This is a genomic window from Enterobacter sichuanensis, from assembly GCF_009036245.1.
Classification (GTDB): Bacteria; Pseudomonadota; Gammaproteobacteria; order Enterobacterales; family Enterobacteriaceae; genus Enterobacter; species Enterobacter sichuanensis.
Map to the genome: position 1 here is coordinate 263,197 of NZ_CP027986.1, position 26,440 is coordinate 289,636.

Below are 26,440 nucleotides of genomic sequence, written 5' to 3' on the forward strand. Positions count from 1 at the left end.
CTCATTCACTCCTGCCATTGGGATACATTGCTCAGCATTTTTGCCATAAGTATGTCTCTGGCCTGGCTGCTTTTTTCCCCACCACACAACAGCACGATGATGCAATTGCCCTGGTCTTTAAAATAGATTCTGTAGCCCGGACCAAAGTGGATCCTCAGCTCGCATATACCTTCCCCCACGGGTTTTATGTCGCCCGCTAAGCCATTTGCCAACCGAAAGAGGCGGGAAGCGATAATAGTCCTTGCTCGCCGATCTTTTAAGTTTTGCTCCCAGCGTCGGAAGGATTCTGTCTGAACGATCTCCTTCATATTACTCCCTGTGATTTATAAACTACAAATAAATGTATGTGGGGAGTAAAGCTAAAAGGAGTTAGCTCAAGGATAAATGGCCTGACGCTAAATCCTGAAAGTGTCTCGCAAACTAAAAAACCCGTCTCAGTTACCGTCGGCTAATCTTTTTTTCCAGCCCAAACCTAAGGTATATTTCGCCTTCACAGGAGAAACTATGCTGCCAACTCAATCAACCCGATTAAACAAATACATTAGCGAGAGCGGGATCTGCTCACGTCGCGAGGCGGACCGTTACATTGAACAGGGTAACGTGTTCCTCAACGGCAAACGCGCCACGATTGGTGACCAGGTGATGCCTGGCGACGTGGTTAAAGTGAATGGTCAGCTTATCGAACCTCGCGATGCTGAAGACCTGGTGTTTATCGCGTTGAATAAACCGGTTGGGATTGTCAGCACCACGGAAGATGGCGAGCGGGATAACATTGTTGATTTCGTGAACCACAGCAGCCGTATCTTCCCGATCGGCCGTCTGGATAAAGACTCTCAGGGGCTGATTTTCCTCACCAACCACGGCGATCTGGTCAACAAAATCCTGCGTGCCGGTAACGATCACGAGAAAGAGTACATTGTGACGGTGAATAAGCCGGTCACGGACGAGTTTATTCGCGGCATGGGCGCCGGTGTGCCGATCCTTGGGACCGTCACGAAAAAGTGTAAGGTGAAGAAAGAGGCGCCGTTCGCGTTCCGCATTACTCTGGTGCAGGGCTTAAACCGCCAGATCCGCCGTATGTGTGAATACTTTGGCTATGAAGTGACGAAGCTTGAGCGTACCCGCATCATGAACGTCAGCCTGTCCGGTATCCCGCTGGGCGAGTGGCGCGATTTAACCGATGATGAACTGATCGAGCTGTTTAAGCTTATCGAGAACTCCTCGTCTGAAGCGAAGCCCAAGGCCAAAGCGAAACCGAAAACCCAGGCGATTAAGCGCCCGGTGGTCAAGGCGCCACAGGCGGAAGAGAAAGGACGCGGCAAACCGGGTAACGGCAAACGCTTTACCCAGCCGGGGCGTAAAAAGAAGGGGCGTTAAACCCCTTCAATATCTCGCTACCCTTACGCGGACCTTGAGCGTAGGTCGGGTAAGCGTAGCGACACCCGACGTTTAAAGACGATATTCACCGCTTTCCTGTGGCTTTTCATCTATCGGTTTTCCTGACCAGTAGCCCGCCAGCAGCGAACCGGAGAGGTTATGCCAGACGGAGAACAGGGCTCCCGGCAGTGCCGCCAGCGGTGAAAAGTAAATTTTCCCGAGCGCTGCCGCCAGGCCGGAGTTCTGCATGCCTACCTCGATTGCCAGCGTGCGGCAGGTCGATTCGTCAAAGCCAAACAGTTTCCCGCCCCAGTAGCCGCCCAGCAGGCCGATGGTGTTATGCAGCACCACAGCGACGATTACCACAAACCCCACGGAAGCAATGTGCGACGCGGAGCCCGCCACCACGGCGCTGATGATGGCCAGAATACAGACCATCGAAAAGGCAGGCAGATACGGCTCAACCGCTTTCACCACGCGCGGGAAGAGATGGTGAATGACCAGGCCCAGCGCAATCGGGATCACCACGATTTGCAGAATGCTCAGCAGCATGCCCATCACATCCACCTGGATATGCGCGTCCACGTACAGGCGGGTTAACAGCGGTGTGGCAATTACGCCCACCAGGGTTGAGACGGAAGAGATAGTGACGGAAAGCGCCACGTCGCCTTTCGCAAGAAAGATCATCACGTTAGACGCCGTGCCGCTGGCCACGCTACCCACCAGCACCATCCCGGCGGAGAGGTCGGGCGGCATCTTAAAGGCCATAGCCAGCAGCCACGCCGCAAGCGGCATCACCAGGTAGTGCAGGAAAATCCCTGCTGCGACAGGCGCCGGGCGGGACAGCACGCGTTTGAAGTCGTCGATTTTCAGGTGGACACCCATACCGAACATGATCAACATCAGCAGCGTGGTGATCCACGGACCAATGCCCGTGAACGTAGCGGGAGTGTAATACGCGAGTACGGAGAGCAGCAGCGCCCAGAGCGGGAACAGCCGGGTAATGGCGGATAACATAGTGGATTCCTTGCAGTATTGTCGTGTTGTTTAGTTATGAAAAAGCCGGGTCTGTGCCCGGCTTGTAGATAATGTTTATCGTGCTAACGAATTTTATTCAAACAAATTCTGATGAAGTTTCTGCACCACCTGCTCGGCCTGATCGGCAGGCACCAGGAAGCAGAGGTTATAGCTGGACGCGCCGTAGCAAATCATACGGATATTGAACGGGTCGAGCACGCCGAACACTTCTTTGCCTACGCCGCAGGCGCGGGACAGTTTGTTGCCGATGATGGCTACCAGCGCCAGGTCTTCTTCCACTTCCACGCGGCACAGCTCAGACAGCTCAATCAGCAGCGACTGTGTCAGCAGGGTGTCACCGGTGGAGGTAGAGCCGGTGGTGTCCAGCGTCAGCGCAATGCTCACTTCAGAAGTGGTGATCAGATCCACGGAGATATTATGGCGCGCCAGAATGCCAAACACTTCCGCCAGGAAACCACGCGAGTGCAGCATATTGTGGCTGTGGAGCGTCACCAGCGTCTGGCGACGGCGCAGGGCCAGCGCGCGGAACAGCGGTGGGTTTTCCGTTTTCTTGCAGACCAGCGTACCGCCCGCTTTCGGATCTTTACTGGAGCCGACGAACACCGGAATATCGCTGCGCACGGCCGGCAGCAGCGTGGCAGGGTGCAGCACTTTCGCGCCGAAGGTGGCCATTTCCGCCGCCTCTTCAAAAGCGATGACATCAATACGTTTGGCCGCAGAAACGACGCGCGGGTCGGTGGTGTAAATACCCGGAACGTCAGTCCAGATATCGACGCGCGTGGCGTGCAGGGCTTCGCCCAGCAGCGCGGCGGTGTAGTCGCTGCCGCCACGGCCAAGCGTTGTTGTGCGCCCTTTGGCTTCACTGCCGATAAAGCCCTGGGTGATCACAATGCCATCGGCCAGGCGTGGGGCCAGCTGCTGAGTGGTCAGCTCGGCCAGCGCTTCTACGTCCGGCTCGGCGCGGCCAAAGCGATCGCTGGTACGCATCACTTTGCGCACGTCAAACCACTGCGCCGGAATATTACGTTCGCGCATGATTTCCACGAACAGCAGGGTGGACATCAGTTCACCGTGGCTGACCAGCTCGTCTGTCAGGGCAGTGGAGGTTGCCAGAGAGGCCGCTTCGGCCAGCGTGGTGATATTTTCCAGCAGACGTTCCACTTCCTCGCGGATGACGTTCGGGTTCTGCAGACGCTCAAGGATGTCGAACTGAATTTTGCGCAGTGCATCCAGCTTCACGAAACGTTCTGTCGCTTCCAGTCCTTCAGACAGAGAAACCAGCAGGTTCGTCACGCCGGCAGAGGCGGAAAGCACCACCAGGCGGGTATTCGGATCGGCCAGCACCACATCGGCGCTGCGGTTCATGGCATCGTAATCGGCCACACTGGTGCCGCCAAATTTGGCGACCACAAAACTCGTCATAACAACCTCGTGTCAGGGAATGAATAAGCGACCATGGCACAAGAATGAAACGAAAACAGGTGCAGGCGCAAAATACGGCCCTATAAATAAAATGTGGGGGAGGTCCTGTCAATGCTGGGATTATGCGGATTTTTTATGGGGGGGTACCCCTGAGAAACAGGACTTATAACAGGGCCAGATTTTATGCTCCGTTTTAGGGCTTTTTGACCGACATTTCGCCGCCGCAGAAGGGCAATTCAGCAGCTATACTTTTCGGGTCTTTTCACCTGTGTTTGATGCAGGCCAGGGCAATGGCATAAAAACCATCACAATTTTTATTTGCAGGCGCTACAATCGACCGCAGTCACAATTCTCAAATCAGAAGAGTATTGCTAATGAAAAACATCAACCCAACGCAGACCGCTGCCTGGCAGGCACTCCAGAAACATTTTGATGAAATGAAAGACGTCACCATCGCGGATCTGTTCGCGAAAGATGCCGATCGTTTCAATAAGTTCTCCGCGACTTTCGATGACCTGATGCTGGTGGATTTCTCCAAAAACCGTATCACCGAAGAGACGCTGGCAAAACTGCAGGATCTGGCGAAAGAGACTGAACTGGCCGACGCCATCAAATCCATGTTCTCCGGTGAGAAGATCAACCGCACCGAAGACCGTGCCGTGCTGCATGTAGCCCTGCGTAACCGTAGCAATACCCCAATCATCGTCGACGGCAAAGACGTGATGCCGGAAGTGAACGCGGTGCTGGAAAAGATGAAAGCCTTCTCTGAAGCGATCATCTCCGGAAGCTGGAAAGGTTACACCGGCAAACCGATCACCGACGTGGTTAACATCGGTATCGGTGGTTCTGACCTCGGTCCGTTCATGGTGACCGAAGCGCTGCGCCCGTACAAAAACCACCTCAACATGCACTTTGTCTCGAACGTTGATGGTACCCACATCGCCGAAGTGCTGAAAAACGTGAACCCGGAAACCACCCTGTTCCTGGTCGCGTCTAAAACCTTTACCACCCAGGAAACCATGACCAACGCCCACAGCGCGCGCGACTGGTTCCTGAAAACCGCGGGCGACAACAAGCACGTGGCGAAACACTTCGCGGCGCTGTCCACCAACGGTAAAGCGGTCAGCGAGTTCGGTATCGATACCGCGAATATGTTTGAGTTCTGGGACTGGGTTGGCGGCCGTTACTCTCTGTGGTCCGCGATCGGTCTGTCCATCATCCTGTCCGTGGGCTTCGACAATTTCGTTGAGCTGCTCTCCGGCGCGCACGCGATGGATAAACACTTCTCCACCACCGCACCTGAGAAAAACCTGCCGGTGCTGCTGGCGCTGATCGGTATCTGGTACAACAACTTCTTCGGTGCCGAAACCGAAGCGATCCTGCCGTATGACCAGTACATGCACCGCTTTGCTGCTTACTTCCAGCAGGGCAACATGGAATCCAACGGTAAATATGTTGACCGTAACGGCAACGCGGTGGATTACCAGACCGGGCCAATCATCTGGGGCGAGCCGGGTACTAACGGCCAGCATGCCTTCTACCAGCTGATTCACCAGGGCACCAAAATGGTACCGTGCGATTTCATCGCCCCGGCTATCACCCATAACCCGCTGTCCGACCATCATCCGAAGCTGCTGTCGAACTTCTTCGCCCAGACCGAAGCGCTGGCGTTTGGTAAATCCCGCGAGGTGGTAGAGCAGGAATACCGCGACCAGGGTAAAGATCCGGCCACGCTGGACCACGTTGTCCCGTTCAAAGTGTTCGAAGGCAACCGCCCAACCAACTCCATCCTGCTGCGCGAAATCACGCCGTTCAGCCTGGGTGCGCTGATTGCCCTGTATGAGCACAAAATCTTTACTCAGGGCGCGATCCTGAACATCTTCACCTTTGACCAGTGGGGCGTTGAACTGGGCAAACAGCTGGCAAACCGTATCCTGCCAGAGTTGGGTGACGATAACGCGATCACCAGCCACGACAGCTCGACCAATGGCTTGATTAACCGTTATAAAGCATGGCGTGCGTAATTAAATTGTCATGAAAATGTGCCGGCGATATGCCGGCATTTTTTTATCAGATAATTCCTGATGTCTGTTATTTAGCTCAAATTCCTGTACTGAGTTTAATCTGAAAAAAGCCGTTAACCCGTTAATGACTGAGGTTTACTTTAGGAATATACGGATAACGGCATAGTCGCTTTTTAATTCTATCTTATTGATTTGTATGTTCTCTATATTTGGTTAATTGCCCTTATCTTTCAATTTTATCCATTAGTCTGAAAACCCCTTTCCTATTTCCCCGGACGGCAAACCCGCGGCGGGAGTTGTGTATACTCGAATCCGCCTGAAATTCTTTTTGGGCAAATCTCCATTCATTCAATGAAGGGAAATTCTTATGAAGAAAGTACTGTATGGCATTTTTGCCATATCTGCGCTTGCGGCGACATCTGTTTATGCAGCTCCGGTTCAGGTCGGGGAAGCGGCAGGTTCGGCTGCGACGTCTGCGTCTGCGGGAAGTTCTACCGCGGCCAGCGCCAGCACCGTAAGTTCAGCCGTGGGTGTCGCGCTGGCGGCAACCGGTGGCGGTGATGGCTCCAATACCGGAACCACGACCACCACGACAACCAGCACCCAGTAATAGCGGGTGTTTTAATCATAACCACACTTCGGTGTGGTTATTCTGGCTTTTCAGTAGCCTTCGGGACCTGTCGGCCGGGTACGAGCAGCGCCACCCGGCATTAATGCGGAGAAGAGTCGTGAAGCGACCTTGGATCATCCTGATTTGCCTGCTGTTGCAGGCGTGCTCGGCCACCACCAAAGGGCTGGGAAACTCACTGTGGGAGAGCATGTTCGGCACACCGGGCGTGCATCTGACCGATGACGAACTGCAAAACATGCCGTATGCCAGCCAGTACATGCAGCTTAACGATGGCCCGCAACTGTTTGTGGTGCTCGCTTTCGATGAAAACGGGCAGCAGAAATGGGTGACGCAGGATCAGGCCACCATCGTGACGCAGCACGGTCGTATCGTAAAAACCCTGTTGGGGGGCGATAACCTTCTTGAGGTGAATAACCTCGCGGCCGACCCGCTGATCAAACCGAACCAGATTACCGACGGCGCAAGCTGGACGCGTACGATGGGCTGGACCGAACATAAGCAGGTGCGTTACGCCACGGCGCGTTCGACCTTCCGCTGGAACGGCACGGACAGCGTCAGCGTGGGCAGCGATAAAACCCGTGTTCGCGTGCTGGATGAAGAGGTCGTCACCGATCAGGCCACCTGGCATAACCGTTTCTGGATCGACGATGACGCGCAGATCCGCCAGTCCCTGCAGTATCTCGGCGCCGGATTCTTCCCGGTCAAAACCACGCTGATCAAGGCCGCGAAATCATGAAAACACTTATTCGCGTTGCGCTGATCGCAAGCTTTGCCACACCGCTCGCATGGTCTGCCGGGACGGTGAAGGTCTATACCCCAGAGAGCACGCAGCCTAAAACATTGACCAATGCCGGTCATCTTATCGATCTCGTCGGCCAGCCACGTCTGGCAAACAGCTGGTGGCCGGGTGCGGTCATCGCTGAACGCCAGAAGACTGCTGAAGCGGAACAACAGCACAAGGCGCTTCTCGCCAGGCTTACGGGGTTAGCGGAGCAGGAAGACGGTGATGACGCGGCGGCGATTAACAGCGTTCGCCAGCAGCTTCAGGCTCTGAAAATAACAGGACGGCTGCAGGCCAATCTCGATCCGGATGACGTGCGGGTGTCGGAGAACGGCAACCCGGCACTGGAAGGCGATTACACGCTCTGGCTACCGGCACAGCCTGCCACCATTACCGTCTTCGGACTGATCAGCAGCCCGGGTCACAAGCCTTTTACGCCGGGTCGCGATGTGGCGAGCTATCTTGACGAGCAAAGCCTGCTGAGCGGAGCGGACAACAGCTACGCCTGGGTGGTTTACCCGGACGGGCACACACAAAAAGCCCCGGTTGCTTACTGGAACAAGCGCCATATCGAACCTGCGCCTGGCAGCGTGATTTTTGTCGGTTTTGCCGACCATTTCTGGACGAAGGCCTATGACGGGCTTAACGCCGATATCCTTCACTCCCTGATTCAGCGGATACCGGAATAATGAAAAGAACCTATCTCTACAGCATGCTGGCGCTCTGCGTGAGCGCCGCCTGCCACGCAGAAACGTATCCGGCACCCATTGGCCCGTCTCAGTCAGACTTCGGTGGCGTCGGTTTAATGCAGACTCCCACCGCGCGAATGGCGCGTGAAGGTGAGTTGAGCCTTAACTACCGCGATAACGACCAGTATCGCTACTACTCGGCCTCTGTGCAGCTGTTCCCGTGGCTTGAAACCACGCTGCGCTACACCGACGTGCGGACAAAAAAATACAGCAGCGTTGAGTCCTTCTCTGGCGATCAAACCTACAAAGATAAAGCCTTCGACGTCAAACTGCGTCTGTGGGAAGAGAGCTACTGGATGCCGCAGGTCTCCGTTGGCGCGCGTGATATCGGCGGTACCGGTCTGTTTGATGCGGAATACGTCGTCGCCAGCAAAGCCTGGGGACCGTTCGACTTCTCTCTCGGCCTGGGATGGGGCTATCTGGGCACCAGCGGTAACGTGACCAACCCGTTCTGTTCCTACAGCGATAAATACTGCTACCGCGATAACAGCTATCAGAAAGCGGGATCCATCAATGGCGACCAGATGTTCCACGGCCCGGCATCGCTGTTTGGCGGTGTGGAATATCAGACCCCCTGGCAGCCGCTGCGCCTGAAGCTGGAGTACGAAGGTAATAACTACTCGCAGGATTTCGCCGGGAAGATTGAGCAGAAGAGCAAGTTTAACGTCGGCGCCATTTATCGCGTCACTGACTGGGCTGACGTTAACCTCAGCTACGAGCGTGGCAATACGGTGATGTTTGGCTTCACGCTGCGCACCAACTTTAACGACATGCGTCCGCACTACAACGACAACGCGCGGCCTGCATACCAGCCGGAGCCGCAGGATGCGATCCTGCAGCACTCCGTGGTGGCAAACCAGCTGACACTGCTGAAATACAACGCAGGCCTCGCCGATCCGAAAATTCAGGTCAAAGGGGATACGCTGTACGTCACCGGTGAGCAGGTGAAATATCGCGACTCGCGGGAAGGGATCGAGCGCGCCAACCGGATCATCATGAACGATCTGCCGGACGGGATCCGTACGATCCGCGTGACGGAGAACCGTCTCAACCTGCCGCAGGTGACAACGGAAACGGACGTCGCCAGCCTCAAGCGCCATCTGGAAGGCGAACCACTGGGGCATGAAACGGAACTGGTGCAAAAACGCGTTGAGCCGATCGTGCCGGACACTACCGAACAGGGCTGGTATATCGATAAATCGCGCTTTGATTTCCATATCGATCCGGTGCTGAACCAGTCCGTCGGCGGGCCGGAAAACTTCTACATGTATCAGCTCGGGGTCATGGCGACGGCGGATCTGTGGCTCACCGACCACCTGCTGACCACCGGCAGCCTGTTTGGCAACATCGCCAACAACTACGACAAGTTCAACTACACCAACCCGCCAAAAGACTCGACGCTGCCGCGCGTGCGTACCCGCGTGCGTGAATATGTGCAGAACGATGCCTACGTGAACAACCTGCAGGCCAACTACTTCCAGTACTTTGGCAACGGCTTCTACGGCCAGGTTTACGGGGGGTACCTGGAAACCATGTACGGCGGCGCGGGGGCGGAAGTGCTGTATCGTCCGGTGGACAGCAACTGGGCGTTTGGTATTGATGCCAACTACGTCAAGCAGCGTGACTGGCGCAGCGCGCAGGACATGATGAAGTTCACCGACTACAGCGTCAAAACGGGCCATCTGACCGCCTACTGGACGCCGTCGTTTGCGCCTGATGTGCTGGTAAAAGCCAGCGTCGGTCAATACCTGGCGGGCGATAAGGGCGGCACGCTGGATATCTCTAAACACTTCGACAGCGGCGTGGTCGTGGGCGGTTACGCCACCATCACCAACGTCTCGCCGGACGAATACGGGGAAGGGGACTTCACCAAAGGGGTGTATGTGTCGATTCCGCTGGATCTCTTCTCGTCAGGCCCAACCCGCAGCCGCGCGGCCATTGGCTGGACGCCGCTGACGCGTGACGGCGGTCAGCAGTTGGGTCGTAAGTTCCAGCTGTACGACATGACCAGCGATAAGAACATTAACTTCCGCTGATGCCTGATTGCCGGGCGGCACTGCGTTTGCCCGGCCTACGGTTTCGTAGGCCCGGTAAGCGCCAGCGCCACCGGGCGACCTACAGGCGGCGCAGAAGCCTCGCCGGGTTCCCGGCATAAATGCCTTTCTCGGTGATGGATTTGGTTACCACGCTGCCTGCGCCAATCACTGTGCCATCGCAGATGGAGACCGCCAGGATGGTGGCACCGCTGCCTATCGATACATCATTCCCTACGGTAATTCGCCCCCAGCTGTTCCGGTCAGCATTGGGTTTGCCTTCGCGAAACAGGTCGTTGGCAAACATCACACCATGGCCGATAAAACAGCGTTCGCCGACAGTGACGTACTCACAGATGAAGGTGTGCGACTGGATCTTGCTGTCGTCGCCAATTCGCGTATTGCCCTGAATTTCAACAAACGGGCCGACGAACACCCCGTTACCGAGCACGCAGTCATAAAGATTGGCCGGTTCGTAGACGGTGACATTTTCGCCGCAGGTGACGTTACGAACCCCGGTGGGTTTGCGCTCCATCGTTTACCTCCGTACATAAAACATAATTAAAAAATATAGATCCACGTCACATTTTTGCGTTATACAGGAACCTCGCCCTGGAGAATGAGGTGCTGTATGACATCCCTGACTCGCCCGCGCGTTGAGTTTATCTCAACAATCCTCCAGACCGTGCTGAACCTCGGTCTGCTGAGCCTTGGCCTGATACTGGTCGTCTTTTTGGGTAAAGAGACGGTGCATCTGGCGGATGTGCTGTTCGCCCCCGAGCAAACCAGCAAATATGCGCTGGTGGAAGGACTGGTGGTCTACTTTCTCTACTTTGAATTTATCGCCCTGATTGTGAAGTATTTTCAGTCAGGCTTTCACTTCCCGCTACGCTATTTTGTCTACATTGGGATCACCGCGATAGTGCGGCTGATCATCGTCGATCATAAATCCCCCCTCGATGTGCTGATCTACTCGGCGGCGATCCTGCTGCTGGTGATCACCCTTTGGCTGTGTAATTCGAAGCGGCTGAAGCGAGAATAAAAAAATGGCGCTCCGAAGAGCGCCTAACAACAGTCACAAGTTGGGTCAATACAATACGTCTAAAGTTGAGGGTTGCAGTGGCATAACAAAATGAAACTTAACCTTTCACACCGCCCGCCGTCAGGCCGTTGACCAGCCAGCGCTGCGCCAGCAGGAACACCACGGTAATCGGGATGGCAGAGAGTACGGCCGCTGCGGCAAAGTCACCCCACAGGTAGTTTTGCGGGTTGAGGTATTGCTGCATCCCTACGGCCAGGGTGTAGCTGTTAACATCGCGCAGCAACAGCGACGCGACAGGCACTTCGGTGATGGCGGCGATAAACGACAGGATAAACACCACCGCCAGGATTGGCACCGAAAGCGGCAGCAGCACCAGACGGAACGCCTGCCACGGGGTTGCCCCATCCAGCGCGGCTGCTTCTTCCAGCGAACCGTCGATGGTTTCGAAATAGCCTTTAATGGTCCACACATGCAGCGCGATACCGCCCAGATAAGCGAAGATCACGCCGCCGTGGGTGTTGAGACCGATAAACGGCACATACTGGCCCAGGCGGTCAAACAGGGCATACAGCGCCACCAGGGAGAGCACTGCCGGGAACATCTGGAAAATCAGCATCCCTTTCAGCAGCGTCGCTTTGCCCGGGAAACGCATACGGGCGAAGGCGTAAGCGCAGGTGGTGGAAAGCGCCACGATACCAACCGCGGTAATACCTGCGATTTTCACCGAGTTCCACAGCCACAGCAGGACCGGGAACGGCGGCGGTGTGACGCGGCCATCCGCGTGTTCCACACTGAAGCCCAACGCGAGCTTCCAGTGCTCCCAGGAGATTTCGTCCGGGATCAGGCTCCCGGTGGCGAAGTTACCCGAACGCAGGGAGATGGCGATAACCATCAACAGCGGGAACATGATCGCCGCGATAAAAATCAGCAGACCTAAGTGCGTCACGAGGAGGCGCAGTTTTTGAGATTTGGGTTGTACCATAGCCATGATCGTTGCCCTCCTTAGTCAAATTTCATACGTGTGGCTTTCAGATTCACAATCGCCAGAGCGCCAACCAGCAGGAAGATCAGGGTGGCAATCGCTGCCGCCAGACCGAAGTCCTGTCCGCCGCCGCCTTCGAAAGCGATACGGTAGGTGTAGCTCACGAGCAGGTCGGTATAGCCGGCCGGCGTGGTGGTGCCAAGACGGTCCGGACCACCGTTGGTCAACAGCTGAATCAGCACGAAGTTGTTAAAGTTAAAGGCGAAGCTGGCGATCATCAGCGGCGTCAACGGCTTAATGAGCAGCGGCAGCGTAATCTTAAAGAAGTTCTGGAACGGGCCTGCGCCATCCATCGCTGAGGCTTCGTACAGGTCGTCCGGGATGGCCTTCAGCAGACCCATGCACAGGATCATCATGTACGGATAGCCCAGCCAGGTATTCACAATGATAATCATCGAGCGGGCGGTGGTCGGGTCGCTGAACCAGGCTGGTTTAATGCCAAACAGCGCGCTCAGCATCATGTTGATTTCACCGAAGCTCTGGTTAAACAGCCCTTTGAAAATCAGAATCGAGATGAACGACGGTACGGCATAGGGCAGGATCAGCAGCACGCGGTAAATCGCTTTCCCTTTCAGGGACTCCCACTGAACCAGGCAGGCCAGCACCATGCCCACGGCCACGGTCAGCAGCACGGTCAGCACCGAGAAGACAACTGTCCAGACAAAGATGGCGAAGAACGGTTTCTGAATACCTTCGTCGGTGAACACGCGGGTAAAGTTGTCCCAGCCGATGGTCACGGTATAGCCCGGGCTGAGTTTGTCATCACCCCATTTGCCGTCGGCGGTAATGGACTGATAGAAACCAATGTCGTTGTTCGGACGATATTTCACGCCGCTCTGGTTGTTGGTCAGTGTGCCGTCATCCGCCAGGGTGTAGAGCGGCTGTGTGCCGGAGAACTGGCGCAGCGAGCTCATCGTCACTTTGCTTTCGTCTGGCAACACGGCAGTGAGCTGGGTCAGCGCCTGACGGTTCTGGGTAATGACGCGCAGGTTGGCGCGTTCACCTTCCGGCAGGGCGGCAGCCTCTTTTAAGGCCAGCTTCTGTTCGCCGCCGAACGTGAAGGCGTCGGAGACATAATATTTGCCGCTAGCTTCGTCAGTGAGCGCTAACTTCCACTCTTTACCAGCAGGGTACAGACCGAAATTAAAGGTCTTGCCGGCCTGATAAGAGCGGTCCAGCAGGACCTGCTGCGCGCGTTCCTGCGCAAGCTGGTTGGTGCTGCTGTAGTTGGTAAACGCAATGGCGATAGTACAAATCAGCGGGAAAAGGACAAACAGCCCCATCCCGGCCACGCCCGGATAGACATAACGCCAGGCATAGGTTTTACGGTTGGCGAAAATATACAGGCCAGCAGAGCTTAAAATCAGCGTCATGATGGCAAACAGATATTCCCCTTGTACGTACATTAAAACAACAAGGTAACCCACCAGCAGACTCAGCAGACCGATCGCTGACCATTTCAGCGCGTCGCTTTGCCACCAGCGTTTCTTTTTAATGACATCCATGGGGTTTTTCCTCTACAACGGTGAAAACTTATCGTCAGGTGGCGCTGCGCTTACCTGACCTACGGATCGTGCCGTAGTCGTAGGGCGGGTAAGCGCAAGCGCCACCCGCCGTTTTTCTGCTTACTTGGTAATACGACCCTGTGCATCTTTCAGCGCGGCATCGACAGTCTGACGACCGCTTGCGGCGTTGATGACGGCAGTACGAGTGGCGTACCAGAACGCGGCCATCTGTGGGATGTTCGGCATGATTTCGCCTTTCTGGGCGTTATCCATGGTGGCGGCGATACGAGGATCTTTCGCCAGCTGATCCTGGAAGGATTTCAGCGCAACAGCACCCAGCGGTTTGTCCTTGTTCACTTCATCCAGACCCTGATCGGTCAGCAGGTAGTTTTCCAGGAACTCTTTCGCCAGCTCTTTGTTCGGGCTGGCCGCGTTGATACCGGCGCTCAGCACGCCAACGAACGGTTTAGACGGTTTGCCTTTGAAGGTTGGCAGCAGCGTCACGCCGTAGTTGATTTTGCTCTTGTCGATGTTGCTCCAGGCCCACGGACCGTTGATGGTCATCGCGGTTTCGCCTTTGTTGAACGCCGCTTCTGCGATGGAGTAGTCGGTATCCGCGTTCATGTGTTTGTTCTTGATGAGGTCAACCAGGAAGGTCAGGCCTGCTTTCGCGCCAGCGCTGTCCACGCCCACGTCTTTCACGTCATATTTGCCGTTTTCAAACTTGAACGCGTAACCGCCGTCGGCTGCAATCAGCGGCCAGGTGAAGTACGGCTCCTGCAGGTTGAACATCAGCGCGCTCTTGCCTTTCGCTTTCAGCTCTTTATCCAGTTTCGGGATCTCTTCCCAGGTTTTCGGCGGGTTAGGTACCAGGTCTTTGTTGTAAATCAGAGACAGGGCTTCTACCGCAACCGGGTAAGCGATCAGTTTGCCGTTATAGCGAACGGCGTCCCAGGTGAACGGGAACAGCTTGTCCTGGAAGGCTTTGTCCGGGGTGACTTCAGCCAGCAGGCCAGACTGTGCGTAGCCACCGAAGCGGTCATGTGCCCAGAAGATAATGTCCGGACCGTCACCCGTTGCCGCAACCTGCGGGAATTTCTCTTCCAGTTTGTCCGGGTGCTCTACGGTGACTTTGATACCGGTGTCTTTCTCGAATTTTTTACCCACTTCGGCCAGGCCGTTATAGCCTTTGTCGCCGTTAATCCAGATAACCAGCTTGCCTTCTTCAATTTTGGCGAGCGCCGGTGCGGAAACCATCATTGCTGCGAGGGCGGACAATGCGAAAACGCGTGCGCCAGTCTTGATATTCATATCTGCCATCCTTTTTGGTGATGTCTCGTGGTATGACTTCAGTGGTTCAACGTGACTCAGTCTCCTTATTTGACATCCTCTTTCCATCCTCCCAACCCCTACGCCCCACCCCCCGTTTGTGTGATCTCTGTTGCATAAATTTAAGTTATGAGTGCTGGCGCACATAAAAACACACTGAATTTTGCAGGCCGCTTCACGAATTTCGCCTCACCCCGCCAGCGACGGTCGCAGAGCCTGCTCTCTCATCCTCCCGCCTCCTCCCCCATAAAAAAGCCGGGGGGTGGAGGATTCAGGAAAGTAATGGATACCCCATAGTGAACTTATCTTGAATGTTTCTGTCGGTGACAGGTTGTAACGAAGGGAGAAGGGCATGGCGAGCGTACAGCTGCGTAATGTAACGAAAGCCTGGGGCGATGTTGTGGTGTCGAAAGACATCAATCTGGACATCCACGAAGGTGAATTCGTGGTATTTGTCGGCCCATCAGGCTGCGGTAAATCAACTCTGCTGCGTATGATTGCCGGTCTTGAAACCATCACCAGCGGCGACTTGCTGATCGGTGATACCCGAATGAACGACATCCCACCCGCCGAACGTGGCGTCGGGATGGTGTTCCAGTCTTATGCACTCTATCCCCATCTTTCCGTGGCCGAGAACATGTCCTTCGGTCTGAAGCTGGCCGGCGCGAAGAAAGAGGTCATTAACCAGCGCGTCACCCAGGTGGCGGAAGTGTTACAGCTTGCGCACCTGCTGGAGCGTAAACCGAAAGCGCTTTCCGGCGGTCAACGTCAGCGTGTGGCGATTGGCCGTACCCTTGTCGCCGAACCGCGCGTGTTCCTGCTCGATGAACCGCTTTCCAACCTGGATGCTGCCCTGCGCGTCCAGATGCGTATTGAAATCTCCCGTCTGCATAAACGTCTTGGCCGCACAATGATTTACGTCACCCACGATCAGGTCGAAGCGATGACCCTGGCGGACAAAATTGTGGTGCTGGATGCCGGTCGCGTGGCGCAGGTGGGCAAACCGCTGGAGCTCTATCACTACCCGGCAGACCGCTTTGTTGCGGGCTTTATTGGCTCGCCAAAGATGAACTTCCTGCCCGTTAAAGTGACCGCGACAGCCATTGAACAGGTACAGGTGGAGCTGCCAAACCGTCAGCAAGTCTGGCTGCCGGTCGACAGCGCCAACGTACAGGTGGGGGCAAACATGTCCCTCGGTATTCGTCCTGAACATTTACTGCCGAGCCACATCGCCGATGTGACGCTGGAAGGTGAGGTTCAGGTCGTCGAACAGCTTGGTCACGAAACACAGATTCATATCCAGATCCCCGCCATTCGTCAGAACCTGGTCTACCGCCAGAATGACGTGGTGTTGGTAGAAGAGGGTGCCACATTCGCTATCGGCTTGCCGCCAGAGCGTTGCCATCTGTTCCGTGAGGATGGCACTGCATGTCGTCGGTTGCATAAAGAGCCAGGCGTTTAAGCAATCCCAAAAGAAGACACGAAACCGACAGGTGAAGTGTTCAAAGAAAAGCAATGATCTCAGGAGATAGAATGATGATTACTCTGCGCAAACAAGTCCCTCTGGCAATCGCCGTTGCGGCAGGCATCCTGTCTGCCCAGGCAGGCGCCGTGGACTTTAAAGGTTATGCTCGTTCCGGCATTGGCTGGACCGGGAGTGGCGGTGAACAACAATGTTTCCAGGCAACCGGTGCTCAAAGTAAATACCGTCTCGGTAACGAATGTGAGACCTACGCCGAGCTGAAACTGGGCCAGGAAGTGTGGAAAGAGGGCGATAAGAGCTTCTACTTCGACACCAACGTCGCGTATTCCGTTTCTCAGCAGAATGACTGGGAATCCACCAGCCCGGCCTTCCGTGAAGCTAACGTGCAGGGTAAAAACCTGATTGAATGGCTGCCAGGTTCCACCATCTGGGCCGGTAAGCGCTTCTATCAGCGTCATGACGTTCACATGATCGACTTCTACTACTGGGATATTTCTGGTCCTGGTGCGGGTATCGAAAACATCGACCTGGGCTTCGGTAAGCTCTCTCTGGCAGCAACCCGTTCTTCTGAATCTGGCGGCTCTGCAACCTTCGCTGACCGTGATGCGAATGGCGACCGCGTTTATGACAACGTCGTGCCAAACGATGTCTTCGACGTCCGTTTAGCTGGTCTGGAAACCAACCCGGGCGGTACGCTGGAACTGGGTGTTGACTACGGTCACACCAACATTCCAGACGATTACTACCTGCAGCCTGGCGCCTCTAAAGATGGCTGGCTGTTCACTGCTGAACATACCCAGAGCATGATGAAGGGCTTCAACAAGTTCGTACTGCAGTACGGTACGGACTCGATGACCTCTAACGGCAAAGGTATTCCACAGGGCGGTAGCGTTGATAACGATGGCTCCATGTGGCGTGTGCTGGACCACGGTGCCATTACTCTGGCTGACCGTTGGGACCTGATGTACGTCGGTATGTACCAGAACATCGATCGTGATAACAACAACGGTACCGAGTGGTGGACCGTGGGTGTTCGTCCAATGTTCAAATGGACGCCGATCATGAGTACCTTGCTGGAAGTGGGCTACGACAACGTCAAATCTCAGAGAACTGACGAGAAAAACAGCCAGTACAAAATCACCCTGGCACAGCAATGGCAGGCAGGCGACAGCATCTGGTCTCGTCCGGCTATCCGTGTCTTCGCAACCTACGCGAAGTGGGATGAGAAATGGGGTTACGCGAACAACAGTGACACCGGCTACACCTCTGGCGTGGCATACAGTGACACTTCCGCGAAAACCTTCAGCCGTGGCGACGACGATGAGTGGACCTTCGGCGCCCAGATGGAAATCTGGTGGTAATTCGTTAGACCTGACGTAATGACCTAAAAAGAGGGGCGAAAGCCCCTCTATCCTTAGGGTGCTGCGCGCTATTGCCTGGCCACCGCAGTGCTCACGCTATCAGAGGTAATAACAATGAAAATGAAGAAAAGTCTCGTCGCGCTGTGCCTCTCTGCGGGGCTGATGGCCTGTGTTCCGGCGGTCTCCCTGGCAGATGTGAATTTCGTGCCACAAAATACCAGCGCTGCGCCAGCTATCCCGGCGGCGGCGCTCCAGCAACTGACCTGGACACCGGTTGATCAATCCAAAACGCAATCCACCCAGCTTTCTACGGGCGGACAACAGCTGAACGTGCCCGGGATCACCGGGCCGGTTGCCGCCTACAGCGTGCCAGCCAATATTGGTGAACTGACCCTGACGTTAACCAGTGAGGTGGACAAACAGACCAGCGTATTTGCCCCGAACGTGCTGATTCTGGACCAAAACCTGACGCCTTCTGCTTTCTTCCCGAGCAGCTACTTTAGCTATCAGGAGCCTGGCGTGATGAGTGCAGACCGCCTGCAAGGCGTGATGCGCCTGACGCCTGCCCTGGGACAGCAAAAAATTTACGTGCTGGTCTTCACCACCGAGAAAGATTTGCAGCAGACCACAAAGCTGGTTGACCCGGCGAAAGCCTATGCGAAAGGCACCGGCAACTCGGTTCCGGATATTCCGGACCCACTTGCCCGTCATACCACTGATGGCCTGATCAAACTGAAAGTTTCCACCAACAGCGCCTCCAGCGTACTCGTTGGCCCACTGTTTGGTTCCTCTGGCCCAGGGCCGGTGACCGTGGGGAATACCGCTGCACCTGTCTATGCCGCGCCAGCTGCCACGGCAGCCGCACCGGTAGCGACCGCAGCGCCGGCCCCGGCGAAGAAAGCTGAGCCGGTACTGAACGACACCGAAGAGTACTTCAACAACGCCATTAAGCAGGCGGTGAAGCGCGGCGATGTCGATAAAGCGCTGAAACTGCTTGATGAAGCCGAACGTTTAGGTTCAACCACTGCCCGTTCCACCTTTATCAGCAGTGTAAAAGGCAAGGGGTAACCGTTTCCCCACAGTGCTGATTTGTTAGTAGTTTAGTGCGCCTGAGTGGGCGCACTTTTTTTCGTCTCGTCCTGGTTGTTGCGCCCTTGTTGCGATCGTGATCGTTAAATAACGTTTGGCCCCCCTCAATCCGCGTTTCTGCGATACAATGCCAGTACGTTATGTATCGGAGAGTCTGGCATGTCACACCCCGCGCTAACGCAACTGCGTGCGCTGCGCTATTTCGACCACATCCCTGCGCTTGATCCGCAGCAGCTTGACTGGCTGTTGCTGGAAGATTCCATGACGAAACGTTTTGAGCAGCAGGGGAAAACGGTCACGGTGACCCTGATTCAGGAAAGGTTTGTCTCTGGCGATGAGATCGCCAGCGAACTGCCGCTGCTGCCGCAGGAGCCGCGTTACTGGCTGCGTGAAATTTTACTCTGTGCTGACGGTGAACCGTGGCTTGCCGGACGGACGGTGGTACCCGAGTCCACCCTTTCCGGGCCCGAGCTGGCGCTGCAGCGTCTGGGGAAAACGCCGCTGGGGCGTTACCTCTTCACCTCGTCTGAACTTACCCGGGATTTTATTGAAATTGGTCGTGATGCCGAACTGTGGGGGCGTCGTTCCCGCCTTCGCCTGAGTGGTAAACCGTTAATTCTGACGGAGCTTTTTTTACCGGCATCACCGTTGTACTAAGAGGAAGACAAAATGGAGTGGAGCCTGACGCAGAATAAGCTGTTGGCTTATCACCGCTTAATGCGTACCGATAAACCTATTGGCGCGTTACTGTTGCTGTGGCCGACCTTATGGGCGCTGTGGGTGGCGACGCCAGGCGTGCCGCCGCTGTGGATCCTTGGCGTGTTTGTTGCCGGGGTCTGGCTGATGCGTGCGGCGGGCTGCGTGGTCAATGACTATGCCGACCGTAAATTTGACGGCCATGTCAAACGGACTGCCGGTCGTCCGTTACCCAGTGGGCAGGTGACCGGGAAAGAGGCCCGCGTGCTGTTCGTTGTTCTGGTGCTGCTCTCCTTCCTGCTGGTGTTAACCCTGAACACCATGACCATTCTGCTCTCCGTGGCAGCGCTGGCACTGGCCTGGGTTTATCCGTTTATGAAGCGCTACACTCATCTGCCGCAGGTTGTGCTGGGTGCGGCGTTTGGCTGGTCGATTCCGATGGCGTTTGCGGCGGTTAGTGAGTCCTTACCGCTCAGCTGCTGGCTGATGTTTCTGGCGAACATTCTCTGGGCCGTGGCTTACGATACCCAATACGCGATGGTTGACCGCGACGACGACCTGAAAATTGGCATCAAATCCACCGCCATTCTGTTTGGCCGTCACGACAAGCTGATCATCGGGATTCTGCAGGTTGCCGTGCTGGCGCTGATGGTGGCGATCGGTCGCCTCAACGGTCTGAACTGGGCGTTTTACTGGTCAGTGCTGGTGGCAGGTCTGCTGTTTGCTTATCAGCAGAAGCTGATCGCTAAGCGTGAACGTGACGCCTGCTTTAAAGCGTTTATGAACAATAACTACGTCGGTCTGGTGCTGTTTTTAGGCCTGGCGATGAGCTATTTCTTATAAAAAAAGTCGGGTGGCGGCTTCGCCTTACCCGACCTACTATCTGGCAGGACATGCAGGCCCGGTAAGCGTTAGCGCCACCGGGCGTTTTTTTACCGGCGACGCAACAGCCGGAGCGCGTTTGCCGTCACCAGCACCGTTGCCCCGGTATCCGCCAGCACCGCCAGCCATAATCCGGTCATGCCCAGCAGCGTGGTGACCAGGAAAATCCCCTTCAGCCCCAGCGCGATGCCGATGTTCTGGCGGATGTTGGCGCGCGTCGCGCGCGCAAGCGCGATCATCTGGGCCAGCCCGGTCAGGCGGTTGTGGGTCAGCGCCGCGTCAGCGGTCTCCAGCGCCACGTCGGTACCGCTGCCCATGGCGATGCCAATGGTGGACGCCTTCATCGCCGGTGCATCGTTAATCCCGTCGCCGACCATCGCCAGCGGGGCGTGTGCGTTCAGCTCCGTCACCGCGCTGACCTTATCCGCAGGCAGCAGGCCAGCTTTAAACTCGAGCCCCAGCTCACCGGCAATGGCCGCCGCCGCGCGAGGGTTGTCCCCGGTTAAAATCACACCCTGCACGCCCAGCTGATGCAGCGCCGCCACCGCCTCTCTGGCATCGTCACGCAGGGTATCGCGCAGCGCCAGAATGCCTTTCACGACGCCGTCAAGCATGACGGCAACAACCGTCTGTCCGGCTTTTTCTAACGCCTCGACCTCTGGATTTGAAGACTTGCCAGCCGCGACAATCAGTACCTTTTTACCGTCAACGGTGGCCTCAATCCCTGACCCTACCAGCGCTCGCTGCGCGGTCGCCGCCGGGATGGTTAATCCTCGCGACTGTGCTTCACGCACAATTGCCATCGCCAGCGGGTGAGTGGAACCCTGTTCAACGGCGGCGGCCAGTGTCAGCAGTTCATCTTCACTGATTTCCTGCGGATACACGCCGGTGACCTGCGGCTTGCCGACGGTCAGTGTGCCGGTTTTATCGAAGGCGATGTGTTCAACCTGGCTCAGCTGCTCCAGCGCCGCGCCGCCCTTAATCAACGCGCCGCGACGTGCCGCCGCCGCCAGGCCGGACGTAATGGCCGCCGGGGTGGAGATGACCAGCGCGCACGGGCAGCCGATCAGCAGCAGCGTCAGCCCTTTATAAATCCAGCCCTCCCACGGCGCGCCAAAGAACAGCGGGGGAATGACGGTAACCAGCAGGGCAACCAGCATAATGGCGGGGGTGTAGATACGGCTGAAGCGGTCGATGAAGCGTTCGACAGGCGCGCGGCGCTCTTCGGCCTCTTCAATCAGCTTCAGGATACGGTCTATGGCGCTGTCGCCCGGTTCGGAAAGAACCTTAAGCTGCACCAGACGATCGACGCTGGTGGCGCCCGCAGGCACTTTTTCGCCCATTGCGCGTTCCACCGGAATGGACTCCCCGGTGAGAGCACTTTCATCGAAGCTTGCCGTGGCGGTGAGCAACTCACCGTCCGCAGGCAGACGGCCCCCTGCGGCAACGTCTATCACGTCGCCCGGGCGGAGCGTACTGATGGCGACTGTTTCACGCGTACCGTTTACCACGCGGGTGGCGGTTTCCGGTTTCAGGGCCATTAACGCGCTGACCCCTTTACGCGCCCGGCTGGCAGCCCAGCCCTCAAGGCGTTCACCGATTAAGAACAGCAGCAGCACCATTGCCGCTTCTGCCGTCGCGCCAATAAACAGCGCGCCGATGGCGGCCACGCTCATCAGCGTTTCGATGGCAAACCAGCTGCCGCTTCTCATCAGACGCCATGCCTGACGGGCAATCGGGAAAAGCCCGACCAGGGTGGTGGCGATAAATGCCAAATTGCCAAACGGGTGGTTGATCTGTTCCAGCCCCCAGCTCAGGGTCATCATAATGATGAGCGTAACAAGCGGCAGATTTTCGCGCAGGGATGACGTTTTTTCCGCGGGGGCGGTTTCGCTACGCAGGCTATAACCGGCCTGACTGACCGCGGCTTCCACCTGTTTGCTGACGTCCTTTTCGGCGCTGATCAGCAGTTTTTCGGTGGCGAACAGCACCTGAACGTGACTCACGCCCGGAACCTGTTTCACGGCGTTTTCAACTTTACGGGCGCAGGCGGCGCAGTCCATACCGTTGACGATCCAGCTGTAGCGATTTCCGCTTTCGGGCAGCGGCTGCGTTTGCGTTTCACACGCGCCTTCGCAGCAGCAGTCGTCTTTCGACGGCACCGGGCTGAGCTTAAGCGCCGAGAATTGAGGAACTTTTTTAGGTATTTCTGGAGTCGACATGGCAGTCTCCGGCAATGATAATTTTCTCATTAACCGCAGCATACACTCTGGAGTCGACTCCAGAGTCAAGCGTTATTTAGATATACAGGGAACGCACAATCAGGAAGTGCCCGGCAAAGTAACAGGCGGCGGCAATCGCGTTATCTGCCCGGAAACGGCGGCGATAGTGGCTACCCAGCCAGACGATATTGCCGAACAACAGCAGCGCCGCACCGAAGAATGCGGACATCGCCGGGGCCGTTGGGCGGAAGAACCACAGTTCACCTGCCAGCCATACCATCACCAGCGTCATGGCGATAAACGTGCAGATCGGCAACCGCATCTCTTCCAGACGCGACCAGATCACCGCAATCAGCAGGGCGCCAATCACCAGCAGCACCAGCGGCAGCGGCCAGAAGAACGAGAGCGTCATCTGGCTGGCGAAGTAAATGGTGTACAGCAGATGCGACAGGAAGAACGCCCCCACGGCATACAGCAGGCGCTGGCGCGGCAGCAGGGTCAGGGCATCGCCAATCAGGGAGGCGCACAGTCCGGCGAGGACCAGATAGCTTATGGCGTTGAACATCGGTGCTTGCCAGGCAAGCAGCAGGAGCAGCAGCAGCGTGACGGGTTTAAACAGCCAGCGCTGCCAGGTGGGACCACGGTACGACGCATCGACATAAAGCCATGCGGAAAAACAGACAGCGATAAATGACCAAAGCATATTAACTCCCTGTATCTGTTAAGGCTGAATAATCAGTTTCTCATTCAGTGTAGTGACGCGGGCGGGCGTTTGGCAATGGCGGGGAAGGCAAGGTATCCTGAATTCCGCATAATCTTATGGGATGGTTGAATGAGCAAGATGCCGCTGTTTTTCATTATCGTGGTGGCGATTATCGTTATTGCCGCGTCGTTCCGTTTTGTGCAACAGCGCCGCGAAAAGGCGGATAACGACGCTGCGCCACTGATGCAAAAGCGCGTGATTGTGAGCAACAAACGCGAGAAACCCCTTAACGACCGCCGCTCACGGCAACAGCAGGTCGCGCCGGCGGGTACCGCTATGCGCTATGAAGCGAGCTTTAAGCCGGAAACGGGCGGTCTGGAGATGACCTTCCGCCTGGAGGCGCCGCAGTATCATCAACTGACGGTGGGGGAGAAAGGGACGCTGAGTTATAAAGGGTCGCGGTTTGAGGGGTTTAAACCGGCGCTGTAATTTTCCCTCACCCTAACCCTCTCCCAGAGGGAGAGGGTGTAATCGTCCCCTCTCCCTCTGGGAGAGGGTTAGGGTGAGGGTGTTATTTCTTCACCTGCGCCTTAAACTTCTTCATCCACACTAGCAGTTCAAACACGCCGAAAATAAAGACGCGCAGCTGCTGCCAGCCGGTCATCTGTGGGCCATCTTTCGGCAGGCCATTTTTTAGCATCACCATCTGCAGGGCGTGCATGAACGAGGTGAAAATCAGCGCGACGTTAACAAAAATATTCATCGGGCGCGGGAACGGGTGTACCAGGTTGAGAAGCAAAAACGCCCAGACGCCCAGCATCAACAAACGTCCCAGATTAATCAGTACCGGCATCGGATCCTCCTTGTGCCTGACGGTGATACAGACGATAAGCGACCTGACCGGCCACTTTCTCACGGTGCAGTTCCCAGTGGGCGGGAACCGGGGGTAAACCGTTTTCCACTTCGCTTTCCACGTAAATTAATGCGTCATCCGCCAGCCAGCCGTTTTGCTCCAGCAGGGATAACGTCTCTTCCAGCAGACCCTTACGGAATGGCGGGTCGACAAACACCACGTTATGCGGCGTGCCCTTCTGTGCCAGAAAGCTCAGGGTGTTGGTGTTCACCACTTTCGCGTTGCTCGCTTTCAGCGTCGCCAGATTCTGCTGCAAGGTCTGCGCAACACCGCGCTCCATCTCCAGCAGCGTGGCGCTGGCGGCATAGCGCGACAGCGCTTCCAGCCCGAGCGCGCCGCTGCCGGCGAAGCAGTCGAGACAGTGGGCGTCGACCATTGACGGGGCCAGCCAGTTAAACAGCGTTTCGCGCACGCGGTCGGTGGTGGGGCGTAAACCGGGGCTGTCCGGCACCGGTAATTTCCGGCCTCGCCACTGACCACCGATAATACGAATTTGACCGGCCGGGGCGCGGTTGGGTTTCTTCATTTCAGGAAAGCTCTGTTAACAATTGGCCTGCGATTGCGGGCGGTGATGTCAATTAAGTAAAGTGTTAGACTATTTCATCATTTTTTTAGCTTCCATGTATATAGCGCCGCGAGGAGTGTAGTCGCAGATGGCAAAACAAAAAAAACGTGGCTTCTTTTCCTGGCTGGGCTTCGGTGAAAAAGAGCAAGAAACAGAACAGAAAACCGAAGAGCAACACGCCGTTGAAGAGCAATCGCCGCCTGAAACGCCTGTAGAAACCGCCGCGGTTGTCGAGGCGGAAGAAACGGCGCACAGCAAAGAAGAGATTGAATCTTTCGCTGAAGAGGTGGTTGCGGTCACTGAACAGGTTCAGGAGAGCGAGAAGCCAGAACCGGTCGTGGTTGATGAGATCCCCGACGCGCCGCAGGCCGTTATCGAACGTGAAGAGCTGCCGCTGCCGGAAGAGGTGAAAGCCGAAGCCGTTTCTGCCGAAGAGTGGCAGGCCGAAGCGGAAACCGTTGAGATTGTTGAGGCGGTGGAAGAAGAGGCCGAAAACGAACCCGAGCTGACCGACGAAGAGCTGGAAGCTCAGGCGCTGGCGGCAGAGGCCGCTGAAGAAGCGGTTATCGTCGTGCCGGTGGAAGAGCCAGAGCAGACCGAAGAGATTGTCCAGGAGCAGGAAAAACCGACCAAAGAAGGTTTCTTCGCTCGCCTGAAACGCAGCCTGCTGAAGACCAAAGAAAACTTAGGTTCCGGATTTATCAGTCTGTTCCGCGGCAAAAAGATCGACGACGATCTGTTTGAAGAACTGGAAGAACAGTTGCTGATCGCGGACGTGGGGGTAGAAACCACCCGTAAGATCATCACCAATCTGACCGAAGGGGCGAGCCGCAAGCAATTGCGTGACGCCGAGGCGCTGTACGGCCTGCTGAAAGACGAGATGGGTGAAATTCTCGCAAAAGTTGACGAACCGCTTAATATTGAAGGCAAAACGCCATTTGTTATTCTGATGGTTGGCGTGAACGGCGTGGGCAAAACCACCACCATCGGCAAGCTGGCGCGTCAGTTCGAGCAGCAGGGCAAATCGGTGATGCTGGCGGCGGGCGATACCTTCCGTGCGGCAGCGGTTGAGCAGCTTCAGGTCTGGGGCCAGCGCAATAATATTCCGGTGATTGCTCAGCATACCGGCGCGGACTCCGCATCCGTGATCTTCGACGCCATTCAGGCGGCGAAGGCGCGCAACGTGGACGTGCTGATTGCCGATACTGCAGGCCGTTTGCAGAACAAATCGCACCTGATGGAAGAGTTGAAGAAAATCGTCCGCGTGATGAAGAAGCTGGACGAAGACGCACCGCATGAAATTATGCTGACCATTGATGCCAGCACCGGACAGAACGCCATCAGCCAGGCGAAGCTGTTCCATGAAGCGGTAGGACTGACGGGGATCACGCTGACCAAACTGGACGGCACCGCGAAAGGCGGGGTGATCTTCTCTGTGGCTGACCAGTTCGGCATTCCTATCCGCTACATCGGTGTGGGCGAGCGTATTGAGGATTTACGTCCGTTTAAAGCGGACGACTTTATTGAGGCATTATTTGCCCGAGAGGACTAAC

The 26,440-nt window shown here is 56.2% G+C and carries 25 protein-coding genes; 14 read left to right on the plus strand and 11 right to left on the minus strand.

What is annotated here, in order from left to right; translation table 11 throughout:
- Positions 1 to 5: 5 nt before the first annotated feature.
- Positions 6 to 308: a type II toxin-antitoxin system RelE/ParE family toxin gene (locus tag C1N69_RS01220; protein ID WP_155030543.1), complete on the minus strand. Its 303-nt coding sequence runs from the start codon at positions 306 to 308 to the stop codon at positions 6 to 8.
- A 196-nt stretch (positions 309 to 504) separates the two neighbouring features.
- Here C1N69_RS01220 and rluF point away from each other — a divergent pair, with 196 nt between their 5' ends.
- Positions 505 to 1,377, plus strand: a complete 873-nt coding sequence (gene rluF / locus C1N69_RS01225; RefSeq protein WP_048957452.1) for a 23S rRNA pseudouridine(2604) synthase RluF — start codon at positions 505 to 507, stop codon at positions 1,375 to 1,377.
- 72 nt (positions 1,378 to 1,449) lie between these two features.
- Here the strand turns inward: rluF and panS are convergent, their stop codons facing one another.
- Complete coding sequence (gene panS / locus C1N69_RS01230) at positions 1,450 to 2,394, minus strand: ketopantoate/pantoate/pantothenate transporter PanS (protein WP_155030544.1); 945 nt, start codon at positions 2,392 to 2,394, stop codon at positions 1,450 to 1,452.
- Positions 2,395 to 2,487: 93 nt separating this feature from the next.
- Positions 2,488 to 3,837 carry a lysine-sensitive aspartokinase 3 gene (gene lysC / locus C1N69_RS01235; RefSeq protein ID WP_045286172.1) on the minus strand — a complete coding sequence of 450 codons (1,350 nt, stop codon included), beginning with the start codon at positions 3,835 to 3,837 and terminating at the stop codon, positions 2,488 to 2,490.
- Positions 3,838 to 4,211: 374 nt separating this feature from the next.
- On the opposite strand from lysC, the gene pgi reads away from it, so the two are divergent.
- From pgi to C1N69_RS01260, 5 genes are all read left to right on the plus strand, one after another.
- Complete coding sequence (gene pgi, locus C1N69_RS01240; RefSeq protein WP_094919312.1) at positions 4,212 to 5,861, plus strand: glucose-6-phosphate isomerase; 1,650 nt, start codon at positions 4,212 to 4,214, stop codon at positions 5,859 to 5,861.
- A 367-nt stretch (positions 5,862 to 6,228) separates the two neighbouring features.
- Positions 6,229 to 6,471: an exopolysaccharide production protein YjbE gene (gene yjbE / locus C1N69_RS01245; RefSeq protein WP_008503423.1), complete on the plus strand. Its 243-nt coding sequence runs from the start codon at positions 6,229 to 6,231 to the stop codon at positions 6,469 to 6,471.
- A 118-nt stretch (positions 6,472 to 6,589) separates the two neighbouring features.
- The gene (locus C1N69_RS01250) at positions 6,590 to 7,228 is read left to right on the plus strand and encodes a YjbF family lipoprotein (RefSeq protein ID WP_155030545.1); all 639 of its coding nucleotides are present in this window, start codon (positions 6,590 to 6,592) and stop codon (positions 7,226 to 7,228) included.
- A complete protein-coding gene (locus tag C1N69_RS01255) occupies positions 7,225 to 7,962 on the plus strand; it encodes a capsule biosynthesis GfcC family protein (protein ID WP_155030546.1) in 738 nt (245 codons plus the stop codon). The genes C1N69_RS01250 and C1N69_RS01255 overlap by 4 nt, the downstream gene beginning before the upstream one ends.
- Positions 7,962 to 10,058, plus strand: a complete 2,097-nt coding sequence (locus C1N69_RS01260; protein ID WP_045286175.1) for a YjbH domain-containing protein — start codon at positions 7,962 to 7,964, stop codon at positions 10,056 to 10,058. Before C1N69_RS01255 ends, C1N69_RS01260 begins: the two co-directional genes overlap by 1 nt.
- 79 nt (positions 10,059 to 10,137) lie before the next feature.
- Here the strand turns inward: C1N69_RS01260 and C1N69_RS01265 are convergent, their stop codons facing one another.
- Positions 10,138 to 10,590, minus strand: a complete 453-nt coding sequence (locus tag C1N69_RS01265) for an acyltransferase (RefSeq protein WP_155030547.1) — start codon at positions 10,588 to 10,590, stop codon at positions 10,138 to 10,140.
- 96 nt (positions 10,591 to 10,686) lie between these two features.
- On the opposite strand from C1N69_RS01265, the gene psiE reads away from it, so the two are divergent.
- On the plus strand, positions 10,687 to 11,097 hold the full coding sequence (gene psiE, locus C1N69_RS01270) for a phosphate-starvation-inducible protein PsiE (RefSeq protein WP_000202963.1): 411 nt from the start codon (positions 10,687 to 10,689) through the stop codon (positions 11,095 to 11,097).
- A 97-nt stretch (positions 11,098 to 11,194) separates the two neighbouring features.
- Here psiE and malG read toward each other — a convergent pair whose 3' ends face one another.
- From malG to malE, 3 genes are all read right to left on the minus strand, one after another.
- On the minus strand, positions 11,195 to 12,085 hold the full coding sequence (gene malG, locus C1N69_RS01275; RefSeq protein WP_025758991.1) for a maltose ABC transporter permease MalG: 891 nt from the start codon (positions 12,083 to 12,085) through the stop codon (positions 11,195 to 11,197).
- Between the two features lie 14 nt (positions 12,086 to 12,099).
- Positions 12,100 to 13,644: a maltose ABC transporter permease MalF gene (gene malF / locus C1N69_RS01280; protein WP_155030548.1), complete on the minus strand. Its 1,545-nt coding sequence runs from the start codon at positions 13,642 to 13,644 to the stop codon at positions 12,100 to 12,102.
- A gap of 120 nt (positions 13,645 to 13,764) precedes the next feature.
- The gene (gene malE, locus C1N69_RS01285; RefSeq protein ID WP_032672582.1) at positions 13,765 to 14,955 is read right to left on the minus strand and encodes a maltose/maltodextrin ABC transporter substrate-binding protein MalE; all 1,191 of its coding nucleotides are present in this window, start codon (positions 14,953 to 14,955) and stop codon (positions 13,765 to 13,767) included.
- Between the two features lie 370 nt (positions 14,956 to 15,325).
- On the opposite strand from malE, the gene malK reads away from it, so the two are divergent.
- From malK to ubiA, 5 genes are all read left to right on the plus strand, one after another.
- Complete coding sequence (malK, locus tag C1N69_RS01290; RefSeq protein ID WP_008500080.1) at positions 15,326 to 16,435, plus strand: maltose/maltodextrin ABC transporter ATP-binding protein MalK; 1,110 nt, start codon at positions 15,326 to 15,328, stop codon at positions 16,433 to 16,435.
- 71 nt (positions 16,436 to 16,506) lie between these two features.
- Positions 16,507 to 17,817 (plus strand): maltoporin, encoded by a 1,311-nt coding sequence (locus C1N69_RS01295; RefSeq protein ID WP_155030549.1) that lies wholly within the window; start codon positions 16,507 to 16,509, stop codon positions 17,815 to 17,817.
- Between the two features lie 114 nt (positions 17,818 to 17,931).
- Positions 17,932 to 18,885, plus strand: coding sequence for a maltose operon protein MalM (gene malM, locus C1N69_RS01300; protein WP_025758984.1), 954 nt, complete (start codon positions 17,932 to 17,934; stop codon positions 18,883 to 18,885).
- A gap of 180 nt (positions 18,886 to 19,065) precedes the next feature.
- Positions 19,066 to 19,563, plus strand: a complete 498-nt coding sequence (gene ubiC, locus C1N69_RS01305) for a chorismate lyase (RefSeq protein ID WP_155030550.1) — start codon at positions 19,066 to 19,068, stop codon at positions 19,561 to 19,563.
- 12 nt (positions 19,564 to 19,575) lie between these two features.
- A complete protein-coding gene (gene ubiA / locus C1N69_RS01310) occupies positions 19,576 to 20,445 on the plus strand; it encodes a 4-hydroxybenzoate octaprenyltransferase (protein WP_025758979.1) in 870 nt (289 codons plus the stop codon).
- A gap of 89 nt (positions 20,446 to 20,534) precedes the next feature.
- Here ubiA and zntA read toward each other — a convergent pair whose 3' ends face one another.
- Together zntA and C1N69_RS01320 are read right to left on the minus strand one after the other, a co-directional pair.
- The gene (gene zntA / locus C1N69_RS01315; RefSeq protein WP_155030551.1) at positions 20,535 to 22,706 is read right to left on the minus strand and encodes a Zn(II)/Cd(II)/Pb(II) translocating P-type ATPase ZntA; all 2,172 of its coding nucleotides are present in this window, start codon (positions 22,704 to 22,706) and stop codon (positions 20,535 to 20,537) included.
- 76 nt (positions 22,707 to 22,782) lie between these two features.
- Positions 22,783 to 23,409 carry a lysoplasmalogenase gene (locus tag C1N69_RS01320; protein ID WP_095452270.1) on the minus strand — a complete coding sequence of 209 codons (627 nt, stop codon included), beginning with the start codon at positions 23,407 to 23,409 and terminating at the stop codon, positions 22,783 to 22,785.
- Between the two features lie 129 nt (positions 23,410 to 23,538).
- On the opposite strand from C1N69_RS01320, the gene C1N69_RS01325 reads away from it, so the two are divergent.
- Positions 23,539 to 23,898 carry a DUF2500 domain-containing protein gene (locus C1N69_RS01325; RefSeq protein ID WP_025758976.1) on the plus strand — a complete coding sequence of 120 codons (360 nt, stop codon included), beginning with the start codon at positions 23,539 to 23,541 and terminating at the stop codon, positions 23,896 to 23,898.
- An 82-nt stretch (positions 23,899 to 23,980) separates the two neighbouring features.
- On the opposite strand, the gene C1N69_RS01330 is transcribed toward C1N69_RS01325, so the two are convergent.
- Together C1N69_RS01330 and rsmD are read right to left on the minus strand one after the other, a co-directional pair.
- Entirely contained in the window at positions 23,981 to 24,262 is a 282-nt protein-coding gene (locus tag C1N69_RS01330; protein WP_008500088.1) for a DUF1145 family protein, read from the minus strand.
- Positions 24,246 to 24,848 carry a 16S rRNA (guanine(966)-N(2))-methyltransferase gene (rsmD, locus tag C1N69_RS01335; RefSeq protein ID WP_047957528.1) on the minus strand — a complete coding sequence of 201 codons (603 nt, stop codon included), beginning with the start codon at positions 24,846 to 24,848 and terminating at the stop codon, positions 24,246 to 24,248. The genes C1N69_RS01330 and rsmD overlap by 17 nt, the downstream gene beginning before the upstream one ends.
- A 127-nt stretch (positions 24,849 to 24,975) precedes the next feature.
- Here rsmD and ftsY point away from each other — a divergent pair, with 127 nt between their 5' ends.
- Positions 24,976 to 26,439 carry a signal recognition particle-docking protein FtsY gene (gene ftsY, locus C1N69_RS01340; RefSeq protein ID WP_094919301.1) on the plus strand — a complete coding sequence of 488 codons (1,464 nt, stop codon included), beginning with the start codon at positions 24,976 to 24,978 and terminating at the stop codon, positions 26,437 to 26,439.
- Position 26,440 lies beyond the last annotated feature (1 nt).